Origin of the sequence: uncultured Jatrophihabitans sp. (assembly GCF_964251945.1) — a bacterium.
Taxonomy (GTDB): domain Bacteria; phylum Actinomycetota; class Actinomycetes; order Mycobacteriales; family Jatrophihabitantaceae; genus Jatrophihabitans.
This window is the reverse complement of record NZ_CAXULP010000003.1, coordinates 166,109-187,417: the sequence shown is the minus strand read 5'-3', so window position 1 is coordinate 187,417 and position 21,309 is coordinate 166,109. Positions and strand designations below refer to the sequence as shown.

The 21,309-nt window shown below is 68.3% G+C and carries 21 protein-coding genes; 16 read left to right on the top strand and 5 right to left on the bottom strand.

What is annotated here, in order from left to right:
• Positions 1-6 precede the first annotated feature (6 nt).
• Both ACFFBG_RS08355 and ACFFBG_RS08350 read left to right on the top strand, forming a co-directional pair.
• The gene (locus ACFFBG_RS08355; RefSeq protein WP_375477579.1) at positions 7-1,029 is read left to right on the top strand and encodes a hypothetical protein; all 1,023 of its coding nucleotides are present in this window, start codon (positions 7-9) and stop codon (positions 1,027-1,029) included.
• Positions 1,026-2,429: a S8 family serine peptidase gene (locus tag ACFFBG_RS08350; RefSeq protein ID WP_375477577.1), complete on the top strand. Its 1,404-nt coding sequence runs from the start codon at positions 1,026-1,028 to the stop codon at positions 2,427-2,429. The genes ACFFBG_RS08355 and ACFFBG_RS08350 overlap by 4 nt, the downstream gene beginning before the upstream one ends.
• Before the next feature lie 32 nt (positions 2,430-2,461).
• Here ACFFBG_RS08350 and leuA read toward each other — a convergent pair whose 3' ends face one another.
• A complete protein-coding gene (leuA, locus tag ACFFBG_RS08345; RefSeq protein ID WP_375477575.1) occupies positions 2,462-4,204 on the bottom strand; it encodes a 2-isopropylmalate synthase in 1,743 nt (580 codons plus the stop codon).
• Between the two features lie 208 nt (positions 4,205-4,412).
• Between leuA and ACFFBG_RS08340 the strand changes: the two genes are divergently transcribed.
• The 8 genes from ACFFBG_RS08340 (at position 4,413) to ACFFBG_RS08305 (ending at position 12,114) form a co-directional block, all read left to right on the top strand.
• Positions 4,413-5,843 carry an amidase gene (locus tag ACFFBG_RS08340; protein ID WP_375477573.1) on the top strand — a complete coding sequence of 477 codons (1,431 nt, stop codon included), beginning with the start codon at positions 4,413-4,415 and terminating at the stop codon, positions 5,841-5,843.
• Positions 5,844-5,962: 119 nt separating this feature from the next.
• A complete protein-coding gene (locus tag ACFFBG_RS08335) occupies positions 5,963-7,399 on the top strand; it encodes a gamma-aminobutyraldehyde dehydrogenase (protein WP_375477571.1) in 1,437 nt (478 codons plus the stop codon).
• A gap of 26 nt (positions 7,400-7,425) precedes the next feature.
• A complete protein-coding gene (locus tag ACFFBG_RS08330; protein WP_375477570.1) occupies positions 7,426-7,701 on the top strand; it encodes an antitoxin in 276 nt (91 codons plus the stop codon).
• Positions 7,702-7,711: 10 nt separating this feature from the next.
• Entirely contained in the window at positions 7,712-8,098 is a 387-nt protein-coding gene (locus ACFFBG_RS08325; protein WP_375478149.1) for a TA system VapC family ribonuclease toxin, read from the top strand.
• A gap of 10 nt (positions 8,099-8,108) precedes the next feature.
• A complete protein-coding gene (locus tag ACFFBG_RS08320; protein ID WP_375477568.1) occupies positions 8,109-8,330 on the top strand; it encodes a biotin/lipoyl-binding carrier protein in 222 nt (73 codons plus the stop codon).
• 17 nt (positions 8,331-8,347) lie between these two features.
• Positions 8,348-9,685, top strand: a complete 1,338-nt coding sequence (gene gabT / locus ACFFBG_RS08315; RefSeq protein ID WP_375477566.1) for a 4-aminobutyrate--2-oxoglutarate transaminase — start codon at positions 8,348-8,350, stop codon at positions 9,683-9,685.
• A gap of 141 nt (positions 9,686-9,826) precedes the next feature.
• Positions 9,827-11,095: an aspartate kinase gene (locus ACFFBG_RS08310; RefSeq protein WP_375477564.1), complete on the top strand. Its 1,269-nt coding sequence runs from the start codon at positions 9,827-9,829 to the stop codon at positions 11,093-11,095.
• Complete coding sequence (locus ACFFBG_RS08305) at positions 11,092-12,114, top strand: aspartate-semialdehyde dehydrogenase (protein ID WP_375477562.1); 1,023 nt, start codon at positions 11,092-11,094, stop codon at positions 12,112-12,114. The genes ACFFBG_RS08310 and ACFFBG_RS08305 overlap by 4 nt, the downstream gene beginning before the upstream one ends.
• Positions 12,115-12,122: 8 nt before the next feature.
• Here the strand turns inward: ACFFBG_RS08305 and def are convergent, their stop codons facing one another.
• Positions 12,123-12,626, bottom strand: a complete 504-nt coding sequence (def, locus tag ACFFBG_RS08300) for a peptide deformylase (RefSeq protein ID WP_375477560.1) — start codon at positions 12,624-12,626, stop codon at positions 12,123-12,125.
• Between the two features lie 464 nt (positions 12,627-13,090).
• On the opposite strand from def, the gene ACFFBG_RS08295 reads away from it, so the two are divergent.
• The 3 genes from ACFFBG_RS08295 (at position 13,091) to ACFFBG_RS08285 (ending at position 16,755) form a co-directional block, all read left to right on the top strand.
• The gene (locus ACFFBG_RS08295) at positions 13,091-15,937 is read left to right on the top strand and encodes an IPT/TIG domain-containing protein (RefSeq protein WP_375477558.1); all 2,847 of its coding nucleotides are present in this window, start codon (positions 13,091-13,093) and stop codon (positions 15,935-15,937) included.
• A gap of 125 nt (positions 15,938-16,062) precedes the next feature.
• Entirely contained in the window at positions 16,063-16,194 is a 132-nt protein-coding gene (locus ACFFBG_RS08290; protein ID WP_375477556.1) for a hypothetical protein, read from the top strand.
• A 186-nt stretch (positions 16,195-16,380) separates the two neighbouring features.
• Positions 16,381-16,755 (top strand): hypothetical protein, encoded by a 375-nt coding sequence (locus ACFFBG_RS08285; protein WP_375477554.1) that lies wholly within the window; start codon positions 16,381-16,383, stop codon positions 16,753-16,755.
• On the opposite strand, the gene ACFFBG_RS08280 is transcribed toward ACFFBG_RS08285, so the two are convergent.
• On the bottom strand, positions 16,752-16,937 hold the full coding sequence (locus ACFFBG_RS08280; RefSeq protein WP_375477552.1) for a hypothetical protein: 186 nt from the start codon (positions 16,935-16,937) through the stop codon (positions 16,752-16,754). The two genes, ACFFBG_RS08285 and ACFFBG_RS08280, sit on opposite strands and share 4 nt — an antisense overlap.
• Before the next feature lie 55 nt (positions 16,938-16,992).
• Here ACFFBG_RS08280 and ACFFBG_RS08275 point away from each other — a divergent pair, with 55 nt between their 5' ends.
• Complete coding sequence (locus ACFFBG_RS08275) at positions 16,993-17,376, top strand: hypothetical protein (RefSeq protein WP_375477550.1); 384 nt, start codon at positions 16,993-16,995, stop codon at positions 17,374-17,376.
• A gap of 254 nt (positions 17,377-17,630) precedes the next feature.
• Positions 17,631-17,861, top strand: coding sequence for a hypothetical protein (locus ACFFBG_RS08270; protein WP_375477548.1), 231 nt, complete (start codon positions 17,631-17,633; stop codon positions 17,859-17,861).
• 69 nt (positions 17,862-17,930) lie between these two features.
• Here the strand turns inward: ACFFBG_RS08270 and ACFFBG_RS08265 are convergent, their stop codons facing one another.
• Together ACFFBG_RS08265 and ACFFBG_RS08260 are read right to left on the bottom strand one after the other, a co-directional pair.
• Positions 17,931-18,692 (bottom strand): hypothetical protein, encoded by a 762-nt coding sequence (locus ACFFBG_RS08265; protein ID WP_375477546.1) that lies wholly within the window; start codon positions 18,690-18,692, stop codon positions 17,931-17,933.
• Positions 18,689-19,561, bottom strand: coding sequence for a hypothetical protein (locus ACFFBG_RS08260; RefSeq protein ID WP_375477544.1), 873 nt, complete (start codon positions 19,559-19,561; stop codon positions 18,689-18,691). Before ACFFBG_RS08260 ends, ACFFBG_RS08265 begins: the two co-directional genes overlap by 4 nt.
• A gap of 573 nt (positions 19,562-20,134) precedes the next feature.
• Between ACFFBG_RS08260 and ACFFBG_RS08255 the strand changes: the two genes are divergently transcribed.
• Positions 20,135-21,211 (top strand): DNA sulfur modification protein DndB, encoded by a 1,077-nt coding sequence (locus tag ACFFBG_RS08255; protein ID WP_375477543.1) that lies wholly within the window; start codon positions 20,135-20,137, stop codon positions 21,209-21,211.
• The last annotated feature ends 98 nt before the right edge of the window (positions 21,212-21,309 follow it).

The following is a 21,309-nucleotide window of genomic DNA, read 5'->3' as shown; positions in this document are numbered from 1 at the left end:
GGGTCCGTGCCGCGCCTACTGTCGCGCCTACTGCCGCGCCGCCTGCCGCATCGCCTGCCGCGCCGGCTCGGCGTCCGCCGCGGGCTCGCGACGCGGCAGGTCGCAACCCTGCAGATCGCGGCGCTCGGCGGTGTCGCGCTGCTGCTCGGCGGCGCGGCCGTGGCCTATGTGGCCTACACCGACGAGGGCGACCCTACGCAGGTGGTGCGCGACTACTTCGCCGCGCTCAGCGCGGGCGACGCGCCGCGCGCGCTGTCCTACGGCGACGTCCCGGGCGGCTCGCACGAGCTGCTCACCTCCGCGGCGCTCGCCGAACAGCAACGCATCGCGCCGCTGACCGGATTCGAGGCGCGGGCGAGCACCATCCACGCTGATCGGGCGAGCGTGCAGGTGCGCTACCGCCTCGGCTTCGCCGGCCGCCCGCAGGACATCGGCACGACGGTGGGTCTGCGCCACGTGGACGGCCATTGGCGTCTCGACCGGGTCGCCGCAACCGGCCAGCTCGCAATCCAGCAGGCCGCCGCCCGGGCTTCCTTGCTCGGCGGCGCCGTGCCTGCGGCGAGTGTGTCGCTGTTCCCCGGCGCGCTCCCGATCGGCTTCGACACGCCGTACTTGCAGCTCGACGCGGTGCACGACCACGTCGAGCTGGCCGACGCCGCGCCGCGCCTCGACGTCCAGGTCAAGGTCAGCGCGCGCGGCAGCCGCGCCGCCCGCGCCGCCGTTGGCGCCGCGTTGCGCGCGTGTCTTGACGGCCGTGGCCCGGTGACCTGCCCGCTGCCCGGCGAGCGATACGTGCCGGGCAGCCTGCGCGGGTCGCTTCGGCTCGACTTCGCGCGCGGCCTGACGGTGTCGGTGCTCGACTCTGCCGCCGGCGTGCTCGAGGTGACTGGGTCGGTGCGCCTGCGGGCGTCTTACCGGCGGCTCGACTTCGACAACGTCGAGTCGGCCGGCCACGGGTCCGTCGAACTGCCGATCCGGTCGGCCGGATACGCGGTCGCGCCGCTGCGGATGTCCTGGGAACAGACGTGAGCCACGCGTCCCGGATCGTCGGCGCGCTTGCCGGCGTGCTGGTGAGCGCGCTGCCGTGCTCGCCGGCTGCGACGTCGACCGCACGGGCGCAGCCGCACACGCAGGCGCTGCGCCCCGCGGGGCAGCGCGCCGTCCCGGCCGTGGCGCCGGGCGCGGTCCCCGGACCGTCCAGCGCGCCGGAATACTGGTTCGACGCTTGGGATGTGCCGCAGCTGTGGGCCGCGGGCGCGCGCGGGCAGGGCGTGACGATCGCCGTGATCGACACCGGCGTCAACGCCGCGCTGCCCGAGCTGCGCGGCCGAGTACTGCGCGGAACCGATCTGGGGACGGGCGGCGACGGGCGGGTCGATCGCGAGGTCGAGGCGTTCGGCCACGGCACCGCGATGGCCTCGATCATGGTCGGCCGGCCGGGAGTGCTCGGCATCCGCGGCCTCGCTCCGGCCGCGAAGGTGCTGCCGATCGCCGTCCCGCTGGCCGGCACGACCGACGCCGAGCGGCCGGACAACCTGCCGAGGGCGGTCACGTACGCCGCCGACCACGGAGCGAAGATCATCAGCATGTCGCTGGGCGGCACCCGCACGCCGGACGCTGATAGCGAGGCGTGCCCGGCCGACGAGCAGGCGGCGATCTTCCACGCGCTGCGCAAGGGCGCGGTCGTGCTGGCCGCGGTCGGCAACACCGGCCCGACGCGCAACACGGTCGAGGAACCCGGCGTCTGCCTCGGCGTCGTCTCCGTCGGCGCGGTCGACGCCACCGGGACGGTGGCGCGGTTCTCCGGCCGGCAGCCGTACCTGACGCTCGTGGCGCCCGGCGTCGACGTGCCGTCGATCGGCCGGATCGCCGGTCAGGCGTTCTCCGGCAGCGGCACCAGCCAGGCGACTGCGCTGACCGCGGCCGCGGCCGCGCTGGTGTGGTCGAAGCACCCCGGGCTGACCAACCGGCAGGTCGTCGCCAGGCTGCTGGCGACCCTCGACGGTCGGCGCACATCGCCCGACCCGGCCTACGGCTACGGCGAGCTGGACGCCGGCAGCGCGGTGACCGCCGCGGTCGCCGCCGACGCGCCGAACCCCGTCTTCGCCACCGCCGAGCCGTTCCTGCGCCGCGCTGAGGCCCTCGCGGCGGACGCGAACGGCGCCGGCCGTCTCGGGCGTGCGCCGCCGCCGGCGACGAGGCGAGGTCAGGGCGCGAGCACCGGCTTGGCGGTGGACAGCGCGAGCCGGCTGACCGACGCGCGAGTTCTGCTCGGCGGCGCGATCGCGCTCGTCGGACTGGCGGTGGCGCTGCTCGCGATCGGCGCGCTGGCCCGCCGCCGCCGCGCGCTCGAGGCGCCCCCGACCGGCAACTTGCCCGCGCTTGGTCGGCTTTCTGGCCGACGACGCGAGGACAAGTTGGCGAGTTAGGCCGAGGTTGACTCGCGGGTTGGGCGGGCGGGCTACCGGGCGGTCAGCCGACGCGCCGCCCGGTTCACCGCGCTGACGACGGCCCGCAGCGACGCCTGCGTCGTCGACTCGCTGATCCCGACCCCCCACAGCACGAGGTCGCCGATCTCGATCTCGAGGTAGGCGGCCGCCTCGGCGTCCCGGCCCGCGGTCAGGGCGTGCTCGGCGTAGTCGAGGACGCGCACGCCGATCCCGCCATAGCCGGCGTCCACGCTGGACAGCGCGTCGCAGAACGCGGACACCGGGCCGTTGCCCATGCCCGACACCGTCTGCTCGGCGCCGTCGACCCGGATCACCGCGGTGATCCGCTCGGTGCCCGAGTCGCTGGTGGACGACAGCCCGACGAGCTCGACGGCGCCGGCGGCGAGGTACTCGGCGGCGAAGATCTGCCACATGAGCGCGGCGTCGACCTCGCCGCCCTCACCGTCGGTGTGCCGCTGGATGACGTGGCTGAACTCGATCTGCAACCGGCGCGGCAGGTCGAGCCTGTGGTCGGACTTCATGATGTAGGCGACGCCGCCCTTGCCGGACTGCGAGTTCACCCGGATGACCGCCTCGTAGGAGCGGCCGACGTCCTTCGGGTCGATCGGCAGGTAGGGGATCTGCCAGCGCACCTGGCCGACCGAGACGCCCTCGGCCGCGGCGCGCCGCTCCTGCTCCTCGAAGCCCTTCTTGATCGCGTCCTGGTGCGACCCGGAGAACGACGTGTACACGAGGTCGCCGGCGTAGGGGTGCCGCTCGTGCACGTCGATGCGGTTGCAGTACTCGGCAGTGCGCCGGATCTCGTCGATGTCGCTGAAGTCGATCATCGGGTCGACGCCCTGGCTGTACAGGTTGAGCCCGAGCGTCACCAGGTCGACGTTGCCGCTGCGCTCGCCGTTGCCGAACAGGCAGCCCTCGATGCGCTGCGCGCCGGCCAGCACCGCGAGCTCGGCGTCGGCGGTGGCCGTGCCGCGGTCGTTGTGCGTGTGGACGGACAGGCACACATGCTCGCGGCGGGTGAAGTGCCGGCTCATCCATTCGATCTGGTCGGCGTAGACGTTCGGCGTCGAGCGCTCGACGGTGCACGGCAGGTTGAGCACGATCTCCCGGCCCGGCCCCGGCTGCCAGACGTCCATCACGCCCTCGCAGATGTCGAGGGAGAAGTCGAGCTCGGTGTCCATGAAGATCTCCGGCGAGTACTCCAGGCCGAACTCGACGCCGCGCAGGTGGATGTCGGCGTATTTCATGATCGCCTGCACCCCGTCGACCGCGACCGCGCGGCACTGCGCGCGGCCGTCGCCGTCGAAGCCGAACACGACGCGGCGGAAGACCGGGGCGGCGGCGTTGTACATGTGGACGGTCGCCTGCTTGGCGCCAGCCAGCGACTGCACGCTGCGCTCGATGAGCTCCTCGCGAGCCTGGGTGAGCACCGAGATGCGGACGTCGTCGGGCACCCGGCCGCCCTCGATGAGGCTGCGGACGAAGTCGAAGTCGGTCTGGCTGGCGGCCGGGAAGCCGACCTCGATCTCCTTGTAGCCCATCCGCACGAGCAGGTCGAACATCGCGTTCTTGCGGGTGGCGTTCATCGGGTCGATGAGCGCCTGGTTGCCGTCGCGCAGGTCGGTGGAGAGCCACCGCGGGGCGGCGGTGATCTGCTTCTCCGGCCAGGTGCGGTCGGGCAGCTCGACCTTCGGGAAGGGCCGGTAGCGGTGGCACGGCATGCCGGAGGGCTGCTGGACGAACGATGAGGTCATGGTCTGCTCCGAGACGATCGGGACGGGAGCGGTCGGCGCAGGTCAGCGGCCCACGGCGAGGGGCCGACCGGCCGGACTGATCGTCCTAACCCAGTGCCTCGCCGCGGCCGCGAAGGAGCAGCGCGCGCGTCATGACGAGGCCAGGTTAGTGGAGCCCGCGAGCGGAATCCACCGCGCCGGGGTCGCCGCGGAGTGGCAGGCTGCCGGCATGGCCATCTCGGGGGGCATGACCAGTCCGCGGATCCACTCGTTCGGCGACGACGCGCTCGGCGAGCACGACGCCGTCGCGCTGGCGCAGCTGGTGCGGGACGGCCAGGTCAGCCCGGTCGAACTCGCCGACGCCGCCATCGCCCGCATCCGCCTGGTCGATCCCGCCCTCAACGCGATCGCCGCCGACCTGTTCGACGCGCCGAGGTTCGCGTCGGCTGACGTCGCCGCCCGCGGCGCGCTCGCCGGCGTCCCGACGCTGATCAAGGACAACACCGATGTCGAGGGCGTCCCGACGAACCACGGCAGCGAGGCGTTCAGCGCGCGACCGGCGAGGCGCGACGGCGCCTACACCGCGCAGTACCTGAGCACCGGCATGACGCTGCTGGGCAAGTCGCGGATGCCGGAATTCGGCTTCAATGCGACGACCGAGTTCCGGACCGGCGAGCCGACGCGCAACCCGTGGCGTGCCGACCACTCGGTCGGCGCGTCGTCCGGCGGCTCGGCCGCGCTCGTCGCGGCCGGCGCGGTGCCGATCGCGCACGCCAATGACGGCGGGGGCTCGATCCGCATCCCGGCGGCGTGCGCGGGCCTCGTCGGGCTCAAGTGCAGCCGCGGCCGGCACGTCGACGGCGAGCAGGCGCGGCGGCTGCCGATCAACATGGTCTCCGAGGGCGTCCTCACCCGGACGGTGCGCGACACGGCCGCGTTCGTCGCCGCAGCCGAGGACCACTGGCGCAACCCGAAGCTGCCGCCGATCGGCCTCGTGCACGGCCCTGCGCGGCGGCGCCTGCGCGTGGGGGTGGTCGTCGAGCCCGTCACCAGGGCGCCGGTCGACGAGCCGACCCGCGCTGCGGTCGAGCGCGTCGCCGCGCTGCTCGAGGACGCCGGCCACGTGGTCGAGCCGATCGAGATCGCGGTCGACCCGCGGTTCCCGGACGACTTCGTGCAGTACTGGGCACTGCTCGCCGACCTGGCGACGTCCACCGGCAAGCTGACCTTCGACCGCTCCTTCGACCGGCGCATGACCGACGGCCTGACCGCGGGACTGCGCTCCCACCACCGCCGACGCCTGGGCCGCACGCCGGGGGCGATCCGGCGGCTGCGACGCGTCGCGGGCGACTGGGCGACGATGTTCGCGCGGCACGAGCTGGTGCTGTCCCCGGTGCTCGCGCACGCGACCCCGCCGCTCGGCTTCCTCGCGCCCGGCGTGCCGTTCGACCAGCTGATCGACCGGCTCGTCCAGTGGGTGTCCTACACGCCGGTGGACAACATCGCCGGCACGCCGGCGATCTCGCTGCCGCTCGGGACCTCCGACGGCGGGCTGCCCGTCGGCGTCCACCTGTCCGCCGCGCACGGCGACGAGCGGACCCTGCTGGAAACGGCGTTCGCGCTCGAGGAGGCGGCCCCGTTCGAGCGCATCTACGCGTGACCCGGTGCGGGTAGTTGCTCGTGACTGCGGACAGCAGCTGCGGAAATCGTTCTCCGACGCGCCGAGGAGCACGAAATCGGTTGTTGTTGACCGACTGGGCTGTCGGTAGCGTTGCCGAGATGAGCGATAAGCGGAACGTCACGAACTTCATCGACGGCTTGCAGGTCGACGCGCAGGACGGCCGACGCGCCGACCTGATCGACCCCTCCACCGGCGAGGTGTTCGGCTCGGCGCCGGTATCCGGCCAGGCCGATGTGGACGCCGCCTACGCCGCCGCCGCCCGCGCGTTCGAGACGTGGGGCGACACGACGCCGAGCGAGCGGCAGCTGGCGCTGTTGAAGTTCGCGTCCGCCCTGGAGGACCGCGCCGAGGACCTCATCGCCGCCGAGTGCGCGAACACCGGCAAGCCGATCGAGCTGATGCGCTCGGAGGAGATCCCGCCCGCGCTGGACCAGATCCGCTTCTTCGCCGGCGCCGCCCGCCTGCTCGAGGGCCGCAGCGCCGGCGAGTACCTGAGCGGCTACACCTCCTACGTGCGGCGCGAGCCGGTCGGCGTCGTCGGGCAGGTGACGCCGTGGAACTACCCGCTGATGATGGCCGTTTGGAAGTTCGCGCCGGCGCTCGCCGCGGGCAACTGCGTCGTGCTGAAGCCGAGCGACACGACCCCGGTCAGCACCGCGCTGATGGCCGAGATCGCCGCCGAGCACTTCCCGCCGGGCGTGTTCAACGTGCTGTGCGGCGACCGCGAGACGGGCAAGGCCGTCGTGTCGCACAAGACCCCGGCGATGGTGTCGATCACCGGCTCGGTGCGCGCCGGCTTCGAGGTCGCCGACGCCGCGGCGAAGGACCTCAAGCGCGTCCATCTCGAGCTCGGGGGCAAGGCGCCGGTGGTCGTCTTCGACGACGCCGATCTCGCTGACGCCGCGGAGAACATCGCGATCGCAGGCTACTTCAACGCCGGCCAGGACTGCACCGCCGCGACCCGCGTGCTCGTCGGCTCGCGCATCGCCGACGACTTCGCCGAGGCGCTCGCCGAGCAGGCCCGCAACACCGTCGTCGGCCCGCCGTCGGAGCCGGACGCGCTGTACGGGCCGTTGAACAACGCCAACCAGCTCGAGCGGGTCGGCGGCATGCTCGACCGGCTGCCCGACCACGCGAACGTGCTCGCCGGCGGCGCGCGGCAGGGCGAGCGGGGCTACTTCTGGCAGCCCACCGTCGTCAGCGGCTTGCGGCAGGACGACGAACTCAGCCAGCACGAGGTGTTCGGCCCGGTCATCACCGTCCAGCGCTTCACCGACGAGGCCGAGGCGATCCGCTGGGCCAACGGCGTCGAGTACGGGCTGTCGTCATCAGTGTGGACGAAGGACCACGGCCGGGCCATGCGGATGACGAAGGCGCTGGACTTCGGCTGCGTGTGGGTCAACTGCCACATCCCGATTGTCGCCGAGATGCCGCACGGCGGGTTCAAGCACTCAGGCTACGGCAAGGACCTCTCGGTGTACGGGCTCGAGGACTACACCCGCATCAAGCACGTCATGCACAACATCGGCGCATAGCCGCATCACGGCGATACGATGCGGTGATGCGAACGACGATCGATTTACCCGACGATCTGCTCGACATGGCCAGGTCACTGGCCCGAAGCCGTCGGCAGACGCTGAGCGAGGTGGTCGCGGACATGATTCGCCGCGGCCTCATGCCCTCCGAGCCCGCGCGCATCGTTCGCAGCGAGAGTGGTTTTCCCGTGCTCAGCGTAGGCGGACGGGTGATCACCGCCGCCGATGTGGCAGCGCTGGAAGAGGAGGAAGACGAGCACCTCTCGTCCTTCATACGACACGACGCCGATGTCGACGCCTAATTCGCAGCGGGTGCTTCTGGACAGCAGCACGCTGATCGCCATCGCGATCACCGAGCACGAGCACCATGCAGCCGCGCTGGGTTGGCTTGGCGACACCCTCTTCGCGACGTGCCCGATTACGCAGGGGGCTTTGGTACGGGCCGTCGTCCGCTCTCCGCGTGGAACAGCTGAGAGCGCGCTCGAGCTGGTCCGGGAAATCTCCGCACTCGACGAACACGAGTTCTGGAGCGACGAGCTCACATTCGCCGACGTCTCACTCGACGGCGTGATCGGGCACCGTCAAGTCACCGACGCGTATCTTGCGCAGCTCGCCCGGCACAAGGACGGGAGGATTGCGACCCTCGACCGGGCGATGGCCGCGGTGCACTCGGACGTTGCCGAGCTGGTGCCTACGTGAGCGGCCGGTCGTGAAACGCGCTGTCGTCGCCGAGCTGGTCGGCAACATCTTCTCCGTCGACGTGCGCGTCGGCGACCGGATCGCCGTCGGCGACATCGTCGTGGTGCTCGAGTCGATGAAGATGGAGATCCCGGTGCTGGCCGAGCACGCCGGAGTGGTGCGCGAGGTGGCGGTGTCCAAGGGGGACGTGGTCATGGAAGGCGACACGCTCGCCGTGATCGAGGAGTCGTAGATGGCGGTCGAGCAGAGATGACGGTCGAGCAGAAGCGCGTCGTGGCCACCGAGATCCCCGGCCCGAGGTCGGTCGAGCTGCACGCCCGCAAGAACGCGGCGGTTTCGGCCGGCGTGGGCACGACGCTGCCCATCTACGTCGAGCGGGCGGGCGGGGCGATCGTCGTCGACGTCGACGGCAACCAGCTGATCGACTTCGGCTCGGGCATCGCGGTGACGTCGGTCGGCAACGCGGCGCCGCGGGTGGTCGAGCGGGTCCGCGAGCAGGTCGCCGACTTCACCCACACCTGCTTCATGGTGACGCCGTACGAGGAGTACGTCGCGGTCGCCGAGCTGCTGAACGAGCTGACGCCGGGCGAGCACGAGAAGCGGTCGGCGCTGTTCAACTCCGGCGCCGAGGCGGTCGAGAACGCGGTCAAGGTGGCGCGCTCGGCGACCGGGCGCAGCGCGGTCGTCGCCTTCGACCACGCCTACCACGGCCGCACCAACCTGACGATGGCCCTGACTGCGAAGAACATGCCGTACAAGCACCACTTCGGGCCCTTCGCCGGCGACGTCTACCGAGTGCCGATGGCCTACCCCTACCGCTGGCCGACCGGCCCGGACAACTGCGCAGACGAGGCATTCGCGACGTTCGTCGAGATGACGCACGCGCAGGTCGGCGAGGACAACTGCGCCGCGGTGCTGATCGAACCGATCCAAGGCGAGGGCGGCTTCGTGGTGCCGCCGCCCGGCTTCCTGCCCCGGGTCGCCGAGTGGTGCCGCGAGCACGGCATCGTGTTCATCGCCGATGAGATCCAAACGGGCTTCTGCCGCACCGGCGACTGGTTCGCCTGCGAGGCCGAAGGCGTCGTCCCCGACCTGATCACCACCGCGAAGGGCATCGCCGGCGGCCTGCCGCTGGCCGCGGTCACGGGCCGGGCCGACCTCATGGACGCGGTGCACAGCGGCGGGCTGGGCGGCACGTACGGCGGCAACCCGGTGGCGTGCGCGGCGGCGCTCGGCGCGATCGAGACCATGCGCGAGGAGGATCTCGTCGGCGCGGCCCGGCGGATCGAAGCGGTGATGCGGCCCCGGCTGGCGGCGCTCGCGTCCAGGCACCCCGCTATCGGCGACGTCCGCGGGCGGGGCGCGATGCTGGCCGTGGAGCTGGTCGAGGCGGGCACCAAGAACCCGGATCCGAACCTGACGGCCGCCGTGTCGCGCGCCTGTCACGCGGAGGGCCTGATCACGCTGACCGCGGGCACGTTCGGCAACGTGCTGCGCTTCCTGCCGCCGCTGGTCATCGGCGCGGACCTGCTCGCCGAGGGCCTGGACATCCTGGACGCCGCCTTCGCCGCCTCCGCTGCCTCCTGAATCTCGCCTTCCCCCACGCGATGATCTCGGCCGGACCACGCGCTGGCGCACGGTCCGGCCGAGATCATCGGGGAACGGCGTGGGCGGTCCCGGTATCCTGGCCTTTCGCGCCGTCGTGAGTGTTTCTTGGGGTGTCCCGCAGTGAGCTTGGTCGTGCAGAAGTACGGCGGCTCGTCCGTCGCCGACGCCGAGCGGATCAAGCGGGTCGCCGAACGGATCGTCGCGACCAAGCGCGACGGCCATGACGTCGCCGTCGTCGTCTCCGCGATGGGCGACACGACGGACGAGCTGATCGACCTCGCCGAGCAGATCGTGCCGGTGCCCGAGGGCCGCGAGTTCGACATGCTGCTCACCGCCGGCGAGCGCATTTCCATGGCGCTGCTGGCGATGGCGATCAACTCCCTCGGCTACCGGGCCGAGTCGTTCACCGGCTCGCAGGCCGGCGTGCTCACGACGTCGGTGCACGGCAAGGCGCGCATCGTCGACGTCACGCCCGGCCGGATCGAGGCCTCGATCGCGCAGGGCAACATCGCGATCGTCGCCGGGTTCCAGGGCTTCTCGAAAGAGACGATGAACATCACGACGCTCGGCCGCGGCGGATCGGACACCACCGCCGTCGCGATCGCCGCCGCCTTGCACGCCGACGTCTGCGAGATCTACACCGACGTCGACGGCGTCTACACCGCCGACCCGCGCATCGTGCCGAACGCCCGCCGGCTCGAGACGGTGACGTTCGAGGAGATGCTCGAGCTTGCCGCCTGCGGGGCGAAGATCTTGCACCTGCGCAGCGTGGAGTACGCCCGACGGCACAGCCTGGCGATGCACGTGCGGTCGTCCTTCTCCACGAGGCCAGGCACCACCGTCCAGGGATCGATCGAGGAGTTGACCGTGGAACAGGCGATCATCAGCGGCGTCGCGCACGACCGCAGCGAGGTCAAGGTCACGGTCGTCGACGTCCCGGACAAGCCCGGCGAGGCCGCCGCGATCTTCCGCGAACTGGCGGCCGCCGAGATCAACATCGACATGATCGTGCAGAACATCTCCACCGGAGGCACCGGGCGCACCGACGTCTCGTTCACGCTGCCGGCGACCGACGGGGCGACCGCGCTGGCCGCGCTCAAGCGCATCCAGGGGCGGATCGCGTTCTCCGACCTGCTCTATGACGACCACATCGGCAAGCTGTCGCTGATCGGCGCCGGCATGCGCTCGCACCCGGGCGTGTCCGCGCGCTTCTTCACCGCGCTCGCGGACGCCGGCATCAACGTGGAGATGATCTCCACCTCGGAGATCCGGATCTCCGTGGTCTGCCGGGACACCGACCTGGACGCCGCGGTGCGCGCCGTCCACGACGCGTTCGAACTGGGTTCGGGCGACGAGCAGGCCGTGGTGTACGGCGGCACCGGCCGATGAAGGTCGGGGTGATTGGCGCGACCGGGCAGGTCGGCGCGATGATGCGGCGAATCCTCGCCGAGCGGTCGTTCCCGATCGACGACATTCGCTTCTTCGCCTCCGCCCGATCCGCCGGGACGACGCTGTCCTGGGAGGGCGTCGACGTCCGGGTGGAGGACGCCGCCACCGCGTCCGCCCAGGGGCTGGACATCGCGCTGTTCTCCGCCGGCGGCGCGACGAGCAAGGAACTTGCGCCGAAGTTCGCCGCCGCCGGGGCGACGGTGATCGACAATTCCTCCGCCTGGCGGATGGACCCCTATGTGCCGCTGGTCGTCGCCGAGGTGAACGGCGAACTCGTGCGTGACGCCCCCAAGGGCATCATCGCGAACCCGAACTGCACGACGATGGCCGCGATGCCGGCGCTCAAGCCGCTCCACGACGAGGCCGGCCTGATCCGGCTCGTCATCTCGACCTACCAGGCGGTGTCCGGTTCCGGCGGGGCCGGCGTGGCCGAGCTCGAGACGCAGCTGCGCGCGGCCGGCGACAAGGCGGCCGAGCTGACCTTCGACGGCTCGGCGATCGCGCTGCCGGAGCCGCAGAAATACGTCGCGCCGATCGCGTTCAACGTGCTGCCGCTGGCCGGCTCGATCGTCGACGACGGCGACTACGAGACGGACGAGGAGAAGAAATTGCGCAACGAGTCGCGCAAGATCCTCGACATCCCCGGCCTGCTGGTGTCCGGCACCTGTGTCCGGGTGCCGGTGTTCACCGGGCACTCCTTGTCGATCAACGCCGAGTTCGCCCGGCCGCTGTCGGTCGAGCGCGCGCGGGCGCTGCTCGCTCGAGCGCCCGGCGTCGAGCTCAGCGACGTGCCGACCCCGCTGCAGGCGGCCGGCCGCGACCCGGCGTTCGTGGGCCGGCTGCGGCAGGATCCTGGCGTGCCCGACGGCCGCGGACTGGCGCTGTTCGTCAGCAATGACAACCTGCGCAAGGGGGCTGCGCTGAACGCGGTGCAGATCGCCGAGCTGCTGCTGAGCTGAGGCGCTGGTCAGCTCTGGGTCGCGGCTGGCGCGTTCCACTCGAACGGCGCCATCTCGCGCAGCACCCGCCGTCGGCGGTTGCGCGGCAGGTGGTCGATATAGAGCATTCCGCGCAGATGGTCGGTCTCGTGCTGCAGGCACCGCGCGAAATAGCCGCTGCCGGCGACCTCCACCGGCGTGCCGTGCATGTCGAGGCCGCGCACCGTGGCCCGGTCAGCGCGGGCCAGCTCGTGGTACGGGCCGGGGACCGACAGACAGCCCTCGTCGCCGCTCACCTGCGCGCCCGCCGTCTCGATGGTCGGGTTGACGACATGGCCGCGGGCCCGCCCGCCACTGCCGTCCGGACAGTCGTAGACGAACACCGCGAGGCCGACGCCGATCTGCGGTGCGGCCAGCCCAACGCCCTCGGCGACCGCAAGCGAGGCGAAGAGGTCCTCGACCAGGCCGGCCAGCTCGGCGCCGAAGTCGGTCACCTCGCTCGCCGCCGAAGCGAGCGTCGGGTCGCCGACCATGACAATTTTCGGTGGAACGATCTTCGGTGGAACGGCCTTCGGTGGAACGGCCTTCGGTGGTTCGGCTGGCATGTCGTCGTCTCGCAGGCTCGGCGATGAGGGACGGGGATGAGGGGCGCGAAGTGGCGAGATTAGCAACGCCGCAGCGCCGGCGACACGAGCGCGCATCAAGCGTCACCAAACTCGCGCGTTCTCGTTGGAGTCTGCAGAACGACAGTGACGGCGGCCAGGGCCGTGGATCGACGCGCGTCGGGGGACGCATCGATCCGGCCCGGCCGCTGTCGTCTCAGAGCCGGTGCCAAGCCAGACAAAGCAGGCCATCTCCGGCATTCTGCGCTCTTGCTGCGAACAGCATAAAACTGTCTTGGCCGTAAAGCGGATGTGTGTTAGCGTCCTTAAATTGCCAGGCTGTAGGTCGTGTATTGGGGACACGCGGGCCTGTGACCTTGGGGAGCAATTCACACATGCAGTTCGCAATTTCTCGCGCCGTCAAGCGCCTGTTGATCGCCCTGCTCACCGTCTGCGCCTTCGTCGGCCTCGCGGTCTCCGCCGCCTCGCCGGTTGACGCGGCCGCCCGGCCCAGCATCAGCAAGATCTCCGACTCGACCGGCTCGACCTCCGGCGGACAGCGGATCACCATCTACGGCCACAACTTCCGAAGCGTGAAGTCGGTCAAGTTCGGCAAGAAGGCCGGCAAGTCGGTGAAGGTGCTCTCGTCCAAGAAGCTCCAGGTCACCACCCCAGGCCACGGCCGCGGAAAAGTTCGGGTCAGCGTGCGGACCGGATCCGGCACGAGCCCGTCGGTGAAGAAGGACACGTTCACCTACGCGTTCCCGCCGAGCATCACCAAGATCTCGCGCAACTTCGGCCCGACAAAGGGCGGCGGCTCGCGGATCACGATCAGCGGCCACAACTTCCACCGCGGTCTGACCGTCAAATTCGGCGGGGTCAGAGGCAAGAAGGTCAAGTACATCTCCCGCAAGAAGCTGCAGGTCACCGCTCCGAAGCACGGCGCCGCCATGGTCGACGTCCGGGTCTCGACCTCGTACGGCACGTCCAAGAAGGCGAAGGCCGACCACTACACCTTCGCCACCCGTCCGACCATCAGCTCGGTCAGCCCGAACGTCGGCTCACCGGCCGGCGGCGCGCGGGTGACGATCCGCGGCACCAGCTTCGCGCACGTCAAGAGCGTCGCGTTCGGCACGACGACGGCGACGAGCATCAGCAACCCGAACGCCACCACGCTCGTCGTCACCACGCCGAAGCGCGCCGCGGGCGCCACCAACGTCTACGTGCGCAACACCTACGGCACGTCGACGGCGTCGGCGCGCACGAATTTCCGGTTCGCGGAAGTCGGCGTCACCAACTTGAAGATCGTCGCGAGCGTGGGGAACGACGCGCTGACCTGGACGCCACACAACGGCAACCCGTCTTTCGCCCAAGTGATCATCAGGCGCAATGCCAGCACCACCGCGCCGACCTCGCCGACCGACGGCACGCTCGTTGCGACGTTGCCGGCGAGCAGAACCTCCTACACGGACACCACAGTCGGTAACGCTCCTCGATACGCATACGCCGCGTTTGCCGCCAACAGCGCGAGTGATTACGCGTCGCCGGCCATCGCGACCGCGATCCGGCCAGGTGCAATCCTGGAGCGGACATCGTCGAACGTAACCGCGGACAAACTGCCGACGGTGCAGATCGCGGGAGACGGCTCACCCACCGATCTCGACGCCTATCAGGACGCCGTCGCGTGGTCCCAGGTGATCATCGGCAACACCGTGTACGTGGGCGGCAGCTTCGCGAACGCGTACGGCGCCGGGGAAATCCCGCCGTCGACCAGCAATCCGACGGGCACGAACTTCTCGCCGACTCCGCGCGCGAACCTGCTCGCCTACAACCTCAGCACCGGTAATTTGATCACCGGCTTCGCGCCGACCACCAACGCGCAGGTGCTGTCCGTCGCGAAGTCGCCGAACGGATCCGTCCTGTACATCGGCGGGGACTTCACCACGGTCAACGGCGTGAGCCGCTCCCACATCGCAGCGCTCAACCCCACGACCGGCGCACTGATCACCGGCTTCGACGCGAGCGCAGGTGCGCAGGTGCGCTCGATCGCGGCGACCGCGTCGACGGTGTACGCCGGCGGCCAGTTCACCTCTGCCGGCGGCCACGCGCACAGCCGAGTCGCCGCGTTCGCCGCATCGACCGGCGCCGTCACGGCGTGGAACGCCAGCGCTGACAACACCGTGTACGCGATCTTGCTCGCGCCGGGCGGCACGAAATTGATCGTGGGCGGCAACTTCCTGAACCTTAACGGCGCCCCGGCATACGGCGTCGGCGCGGTCAGCGCCGCCACCGGCGCGTCGGTGCCATGGAAGATCAACGCCACGCTGCGCGACTACGGATCGAGCAATCCGGGCGAACACAATGGATCTGCCACGGACACGTTGTCGACCGATGGCACGAACGTGTACGGCGGGGGTTACAACTTCAGCAACCGGCAGGTCGGCCGCTACGAGGGCGCCTGGTCGGCCAGGCCGAGCGACGGCTCGATGAACTGGTTCGAGGACTGCCACGGCGACACCTACGGCGTGCAGCCGATCGGCAACACCGTCTACACCGTGAGCCATGCGCACGACTGCCAGCGCGACGGCGGCTGGCCCGACGAGCGGTTCGCGCGCAGCATGGCGTTCACCAACTCGGCGACGGGACAGTTGCTGCACAAGAACTACGGCAGCATCACCAACGGGCCGTACCAGGACTTCGGCGGCTTGCCGGCGCCGTCCATCATCAACTGGTTCCCGCAATTCCTCACCGGTACGGCGACCGGCCAGGGCCAGGCGGCTTGGACGATCACCGGCAATGCCACCTACGTGGTCGAGGGCGGCGAGTTCCCCGGGGTCAACAACCAGCAGCAGCAGGGCCTGGTGCGGTTTGCCGTGCCCGGCACCACGGGTGTGCCGCCGTGCAGTGGCTGCGTCGGCCCGCAGGGCCCGCGCATCTCCGACAGCACGTCGTCCAACCAGACGTGGGTGCCGACCTGCCAAGTTTCGGGCAGCACCAACCGCGTCACCTTTCCCGGGCTCTTCGACCGCGACGACCGCAACATCGCTTACACCGTCACGAGGACCGGTGGTGCGGGCGGTACTGTCACGGCAACGTTCGGCGGGCTGCAGGAATCCGAATTCTGGCGAGAACCCGCTTTGTTGTGGAATGACACCGACTACGCCGCCAACACGTACACGTACACCTTGAACGCGACTGATCCGGACGGCAACGTCGCGCACGGCGCGCCCACGCCGTGCTAGACCGGGCTGAGTGACGTGCTCCGGCCGTCTTGCGCACCTGCGCGAGGCGGCCGGTGCACGTCTGCGGGTCACGTGACCGGCCTTGCGGGCGGTCGAGCGGCTGAGAGGTTGGCCGTCCACCGGCGATGCGCGAAACCGGGCGCGTCTTCCTGGCGGTGCTGCGCCGGCCGCCGGACGGCCGGGCTGCGGCCGTCTTCCCCGTCCTGCCCGAGGGCGAGTACGAGTTGTGGCTTCGCCGGCCGAGCCGACCGCGCTGACCGTCGTCGCCACCGGCGGCGCGGCGGCCGCCGCCGACTGGCCGAGTGGGGCGACGAACGTCGGGCGAGCCCAGGCTGATGACCATGGGTCGACCTCGAGATGAGTAAATGGTCGGGGTCCTACGTAAGTACTCGAACTTTGCGGTGCTTCCGGGAATCCCCGAGATTGCTGGGCCAGAGGAACCTGTGACGCTCGATGAGCAGGCTGCTGGTGAGGCGATCGGCGCTGATTCGGTCTCATCGGAGCGTGATGCGGGAGCTCCCCGGCTTGTCATCACCGGTTCGCTACGTCGTGCGGTCACCGATCGCTACGAGGCGGGTGAGTCGGCCGCCTCGATCGCCCGGACGCTGGGCATCAGCAAGACGACGGTGCTCAGCATCCTGAAATCGGGCGGCGTGCCACTACGGCATCCCCGGCTGACGGCTAACGAATGTGCCGAGATCACCGAGCTGTACCAGGCCGGCGTCAGCCAGGTGGAGATTGCCCGGAAGTTCGACCGGGACCCGGGCAACATCTGGCACGTGCTGGAGCGGGCGGGGTTGGTGGGACGAAAGCCCTAGGCCGCAGTGTCCTCGACATGGCTGCCGTCGGAAAGGGGTAGTGGCTGCGGCTGGTCCCTGCCCTCGACGACGTCGAGCACGATCTGCAGCAGCTTGAGTGGATCGATGCTGCGGACGCCGGCTACGGTGATCCGGCCGTGGTCGCGAACAGGATCATCCTGCCATTGCGACCACATAGTCACCTCACAGAGAGTCCGGTAGTTTGCCGTTGCCGATCACAAAACGGGGAGCGGGGACATGGACGAAGAAGAAGCAAAACAGTTGCAAGCCGAGCTGTTGGCGAAGTTCAAGACTCTGCCCAAGGAACAGCAGCGGTCTCTCCACGCGGAGCAGGTTCCAGCCATGAATGACACGCCGCTAACGATCGTTGACGCAACGACGAAGCGACGTATCTGGGTCGGAATATTCGGCATTCTCGGCCTGGCCCTAATTGGTGCGCTGCTTTTGATCCTGCGGAGCTACTCAATCGACCTGAAGACGACTACTGGCGCAGGCAACAGCGCCGTCACGGCCATTACCCATCCGGATGTATCGGCCGCATGGGCTCTTGCTGCGGCCGTCGTTTCCGGAGTTGTTGGACTACTCGCACCGACGCCTGTCGGCTCCAAGTCGGACTCGTAGCACGCTGTCGATTCGAGGCAAACGGTCAAGACCAGCAGGTTCGACTCTTCGTAGCGGCGACCGTGTCGGGCGCAAGTTGTAGCTAGCGCAACCTCACTGCCCGCTGCAGAGCGCTGGAGTGTTTAGGGCCGGCCAAATCAAGCGACTGGCCCCTTAGGCCGGTCACGGAGCCTTACTCCACACGCGCAGGACTGCGAGTTTGACTCCTTGGCGGTACGCTCCACGCCTCGAATGCACCCGGTAGGGAGAGTCAAGTGCCGCAAGCCCGGCTCTGTGACTGGCTTTCCAAGACGACCAGCCAAGACCGCTGGCCGAACTGGATCTGGGCGCTCGGCGGCCGAGTGGTTGAGGACCCAGCGAGCGCCGTCGATGGCGCGGCAGCCACCGTGCGGATCGACGTCATCGGCTACCGCCTCCGTGCCGGCAACATCGAGTCCGCCGCCGAACTAGCCCTTTTCCGGCACTACGTCGTCACCGGGTACTAGTCGAGCCTGAGCAACATTGGCATGTGCTGAAGCGGGCGGGGCTGGTGGGACAGAAGCGTTAGATAAGCCTTAGCGCTCTTGTGCAATCTTTTGCTCGACGCGCGCGATTCCGAGGTCGGTAATGAGGTACTTGTCGCCTCGCTTCACTATCTCGCGTACTTCGCCGCTGGCCAGTTTCGCGATCGCCGTGCGCACACCACTCGGCGCTTTCGGAATTACCGCACACAAGTCGCGTGACTGCAGGCCGCCATCGGCGAATAGGAGATGCGCCAGGACCTCCTCCTCATTCGTGAAAGTCGTCGACTGCAGTAGTGCCGTTTCGCCATAGATGCGCATGAGCGGCTGAGGAAATCGAGACAGACTGCGGACGAGCTCGGCTAAGTCATCCGGCTTGAACGAGCCGAAAACACGGAGGATTTCGGCAAGCACCCACCGCACGGACTCCAGAATGAAGCGAGAGTCGAGTTCATTAGCAGTGTAGGTGGGTGACACATGCACCGCGCCGCGCTGGCTGCGCAGCTTATAGATCGCACGGATGACCTTGGCCAAGTGGATGGCACCCTGCGGCTCGGGGTAGCTGTGGGAGACCTGGTTGTTGTCCACGTACTTGAGACAGTCGTCGACCCCTTTCTTCAGTGAAAGGTTCTGCGAGTCGCTGGCGTAGACGATGCGGGCGGCTACCTCTGCGAACCGTCCGCCGTCCAGCTCGGTGTACTTCCACTTGCGAAGCGAAAAGGTCTCTTCGATGGAGACGGCTTCGTCGATGAGTTGCTGCGCTAGCACGGAGTCAATGGCCTGAGCCAGGCTGGTGACGACGTCGTCGGTCTTCACGACTCAGCTTTCGGCGCAGCTAAGGCTGCCAGTGCTTGCTCGCCTTGAGGCGTGATACGAATCTTGCCAGTCTGCGTAGACCTGTTAACGTGGTTTGACCGCCGGGCGGTCGTGAAGGCACTATTGACGTTGTTCGTAGCGATCCCCGCGCCGAGGTAGTCGGTAATCCAGACGACCTCACGGTTAGTGAGACCATCGAGACCAAGCGTCTTGGCAAGCTTCAAGACCCACAGGAACTGGTCCTTACGACCGGTCAACCTGACGAAGTCCGGGATGCCATCGAGCGATGACGGTATCGGGTCGACATCCTTGAAGGCCTCTGGAACCTCGGCAGGCTTCCGCGGTCGCCGCGTGCCGCCACTTTTGGGGCTGCTATTGGGCTTGCGAGCTGACTTCGACTTGGTGAAACCCTCCTTGAGCGCCGCAGCGCCCTTTGCGGTGATGTAGTACTCGCCGCTGATGTCCGCCTCGTCCGCCCAGCCGTTACGGACGACGACGTCGAAGTCGCGGTTGAGATTCTTTGGAGTTGCCTCCCGGGCGCGACGAAACAGCGGGCGGATGTCATCAAGGGTGAACGTGTCCTTGCCTTCGTCCAGGATCGAGCCGGCGAAAGTCAATATCTTCTCAGGATTGGTTCGGGCGCCGGCGGCTTCAAGTGCTTCTCGTGGGTTGGCGGCAGCCGCGCCCCGTGGGTTGGCGATCTGAGCCGGAGCGAGCCGCGTCGCCGCGGCCGGCATCATGCCGGCGTTTCCGCCAGTAGATGAGTCGATGAAGGCGATGATTTGGGCCGCCTGGTTCAGCGTTATCTCGTCCTCGTAAGACAGTTTTCCTGAAATAACTATTTTGATTGGTCTGACGATCTCGTCCACTTGCCGGTCCTCCACTTGTTTGACTCTCATTTTACGCCAATGTAGCTATGTAGTACATAACTACGCAAGCGTAAGCGATATGAGCTGGACTGACCGCAGTAGCAAGGGGGCGTCGCGCTCGATCACGATGACTTCGTCTGCCAGTCGAGGTGCGCTGGACGCGAGCAGCCCTCGACGTCGACGTGCACGCCGCCGGTGAGGCAATCGGGGCTGATTCGATGTCGTCGGAGCGTGCGGCGCGAGGCTCCCGGGCGTTGGCCACCGGGCGCTCCGACGGGCGGCATCCGATTCATCGAGGGACTGCCCGGTAGCCGCACTGACCGCGCGGATCCACAGTCGTTACGCGATCGTTATCAAAGTACGTACGTACATATGCTAGAGTACTTACGTACCGCCGGGTAGTACGCGGAACTGCTGATGCGACTCCAGGTAAGAGGCTCCAGCAGTCACCGCGACTACCCGCTTCGTGACACAACGCGATTGTACGCGGTATTGGCCGACATTGGAGGAGCGTCCCCACGTACGGGACAGGCCTCCAATGTCGGACACAACAACTAGCAGGAAGTTTTCTAGATGGCTACGGGTCCTGGGCGCAGAGGCGGGTTAACTTTTCCGGCGTTGCGCGGACGTATGGGTACACGGGACTATTTCGTGATAGTCCTGCCGCTCTCAGTGGTGCCACGCTTGCTGCCGGCTCCGGAAAGCTCGAATTTGCCGCCGGAGGCGCGTGCGCAGCGGCAACTCAACGCGCGCCGCGTGCCCGACATCGCTCGATATATCTTGAGCCATGAGGACGAGTGGCTGTTCTCAAGCCTCACTGCTTCTTACCCGGAAGACTCGGCTACATTCACGCCCGACAAGGACAATCCCGACATGGGAATGCTGCATCTAGATCTAGACGCAGAACTCCTCATAAACGACGGTCAGCACCGGCGCGCAGCCATCGCGACCGCGCTGCGAGAAGATCCCACGCTCGGGTCACAGCAAGTCAGCGTGGTCCTGTTCCCCGGGGAGACTCTTGAGCGCAATCAGCAGATGTTCTCGGATCTCAACCGCACCGTTCAGAAAACGTCGCGATCCCTCGACATCATGTACGACCACCGCGACCCGTTGAACCAGATCACACTCGCAGTGAGCGAACGCGTGACCCTTCTTCGTGGGCGCGTCGAAAAGGAAGCCATCTCTCTGTCGGTGCGTTCTGCCAAGCTGATCACTGTCTCCGCGCTTTACGACAGCCTTCAGCAGCTGCTAGGGGAAGTCAGTGAATCGACCTCAGAGCTCGCTCTAGAGCGACACGAAGAGGTGGCGGTCGAATACTGGAATCGACTCAGTAGCTGCATTCCCCAGTGGTCAGAGGTGGCAAATAACCAACTTCGTCCGGCCGAGCTACGCATGGAGTACGTATCTGGCCACAGCGTCTTCTTTTTTGCCATCGGAACCGTCGGACGAATACTTATGTCGCAGGGAGGAGGCTTGGATCTGCTCGAGCGGCTCGCCGAGATAGACTATCGGCGAGTGAACAAAGAGTGGCAAGGAATTTGCATGCTTGGCCCGGACATAGTTACCAGGCGACAAACCCGTTACGCCTTGAGGCAGATGATTCTGTTCAAGATCGGCGCTTCGCCTGAGCCGCCCGAGAAGGTGCTTTGACGCGGAGCTGTCAGGTCTAACGGTTCCCTGTGTAGGTTGAGCTGTTCGTCGCCCGCGCGCCGACAGTCGCCGACAGTCTGTGGGCCCGGTGCGCCGCC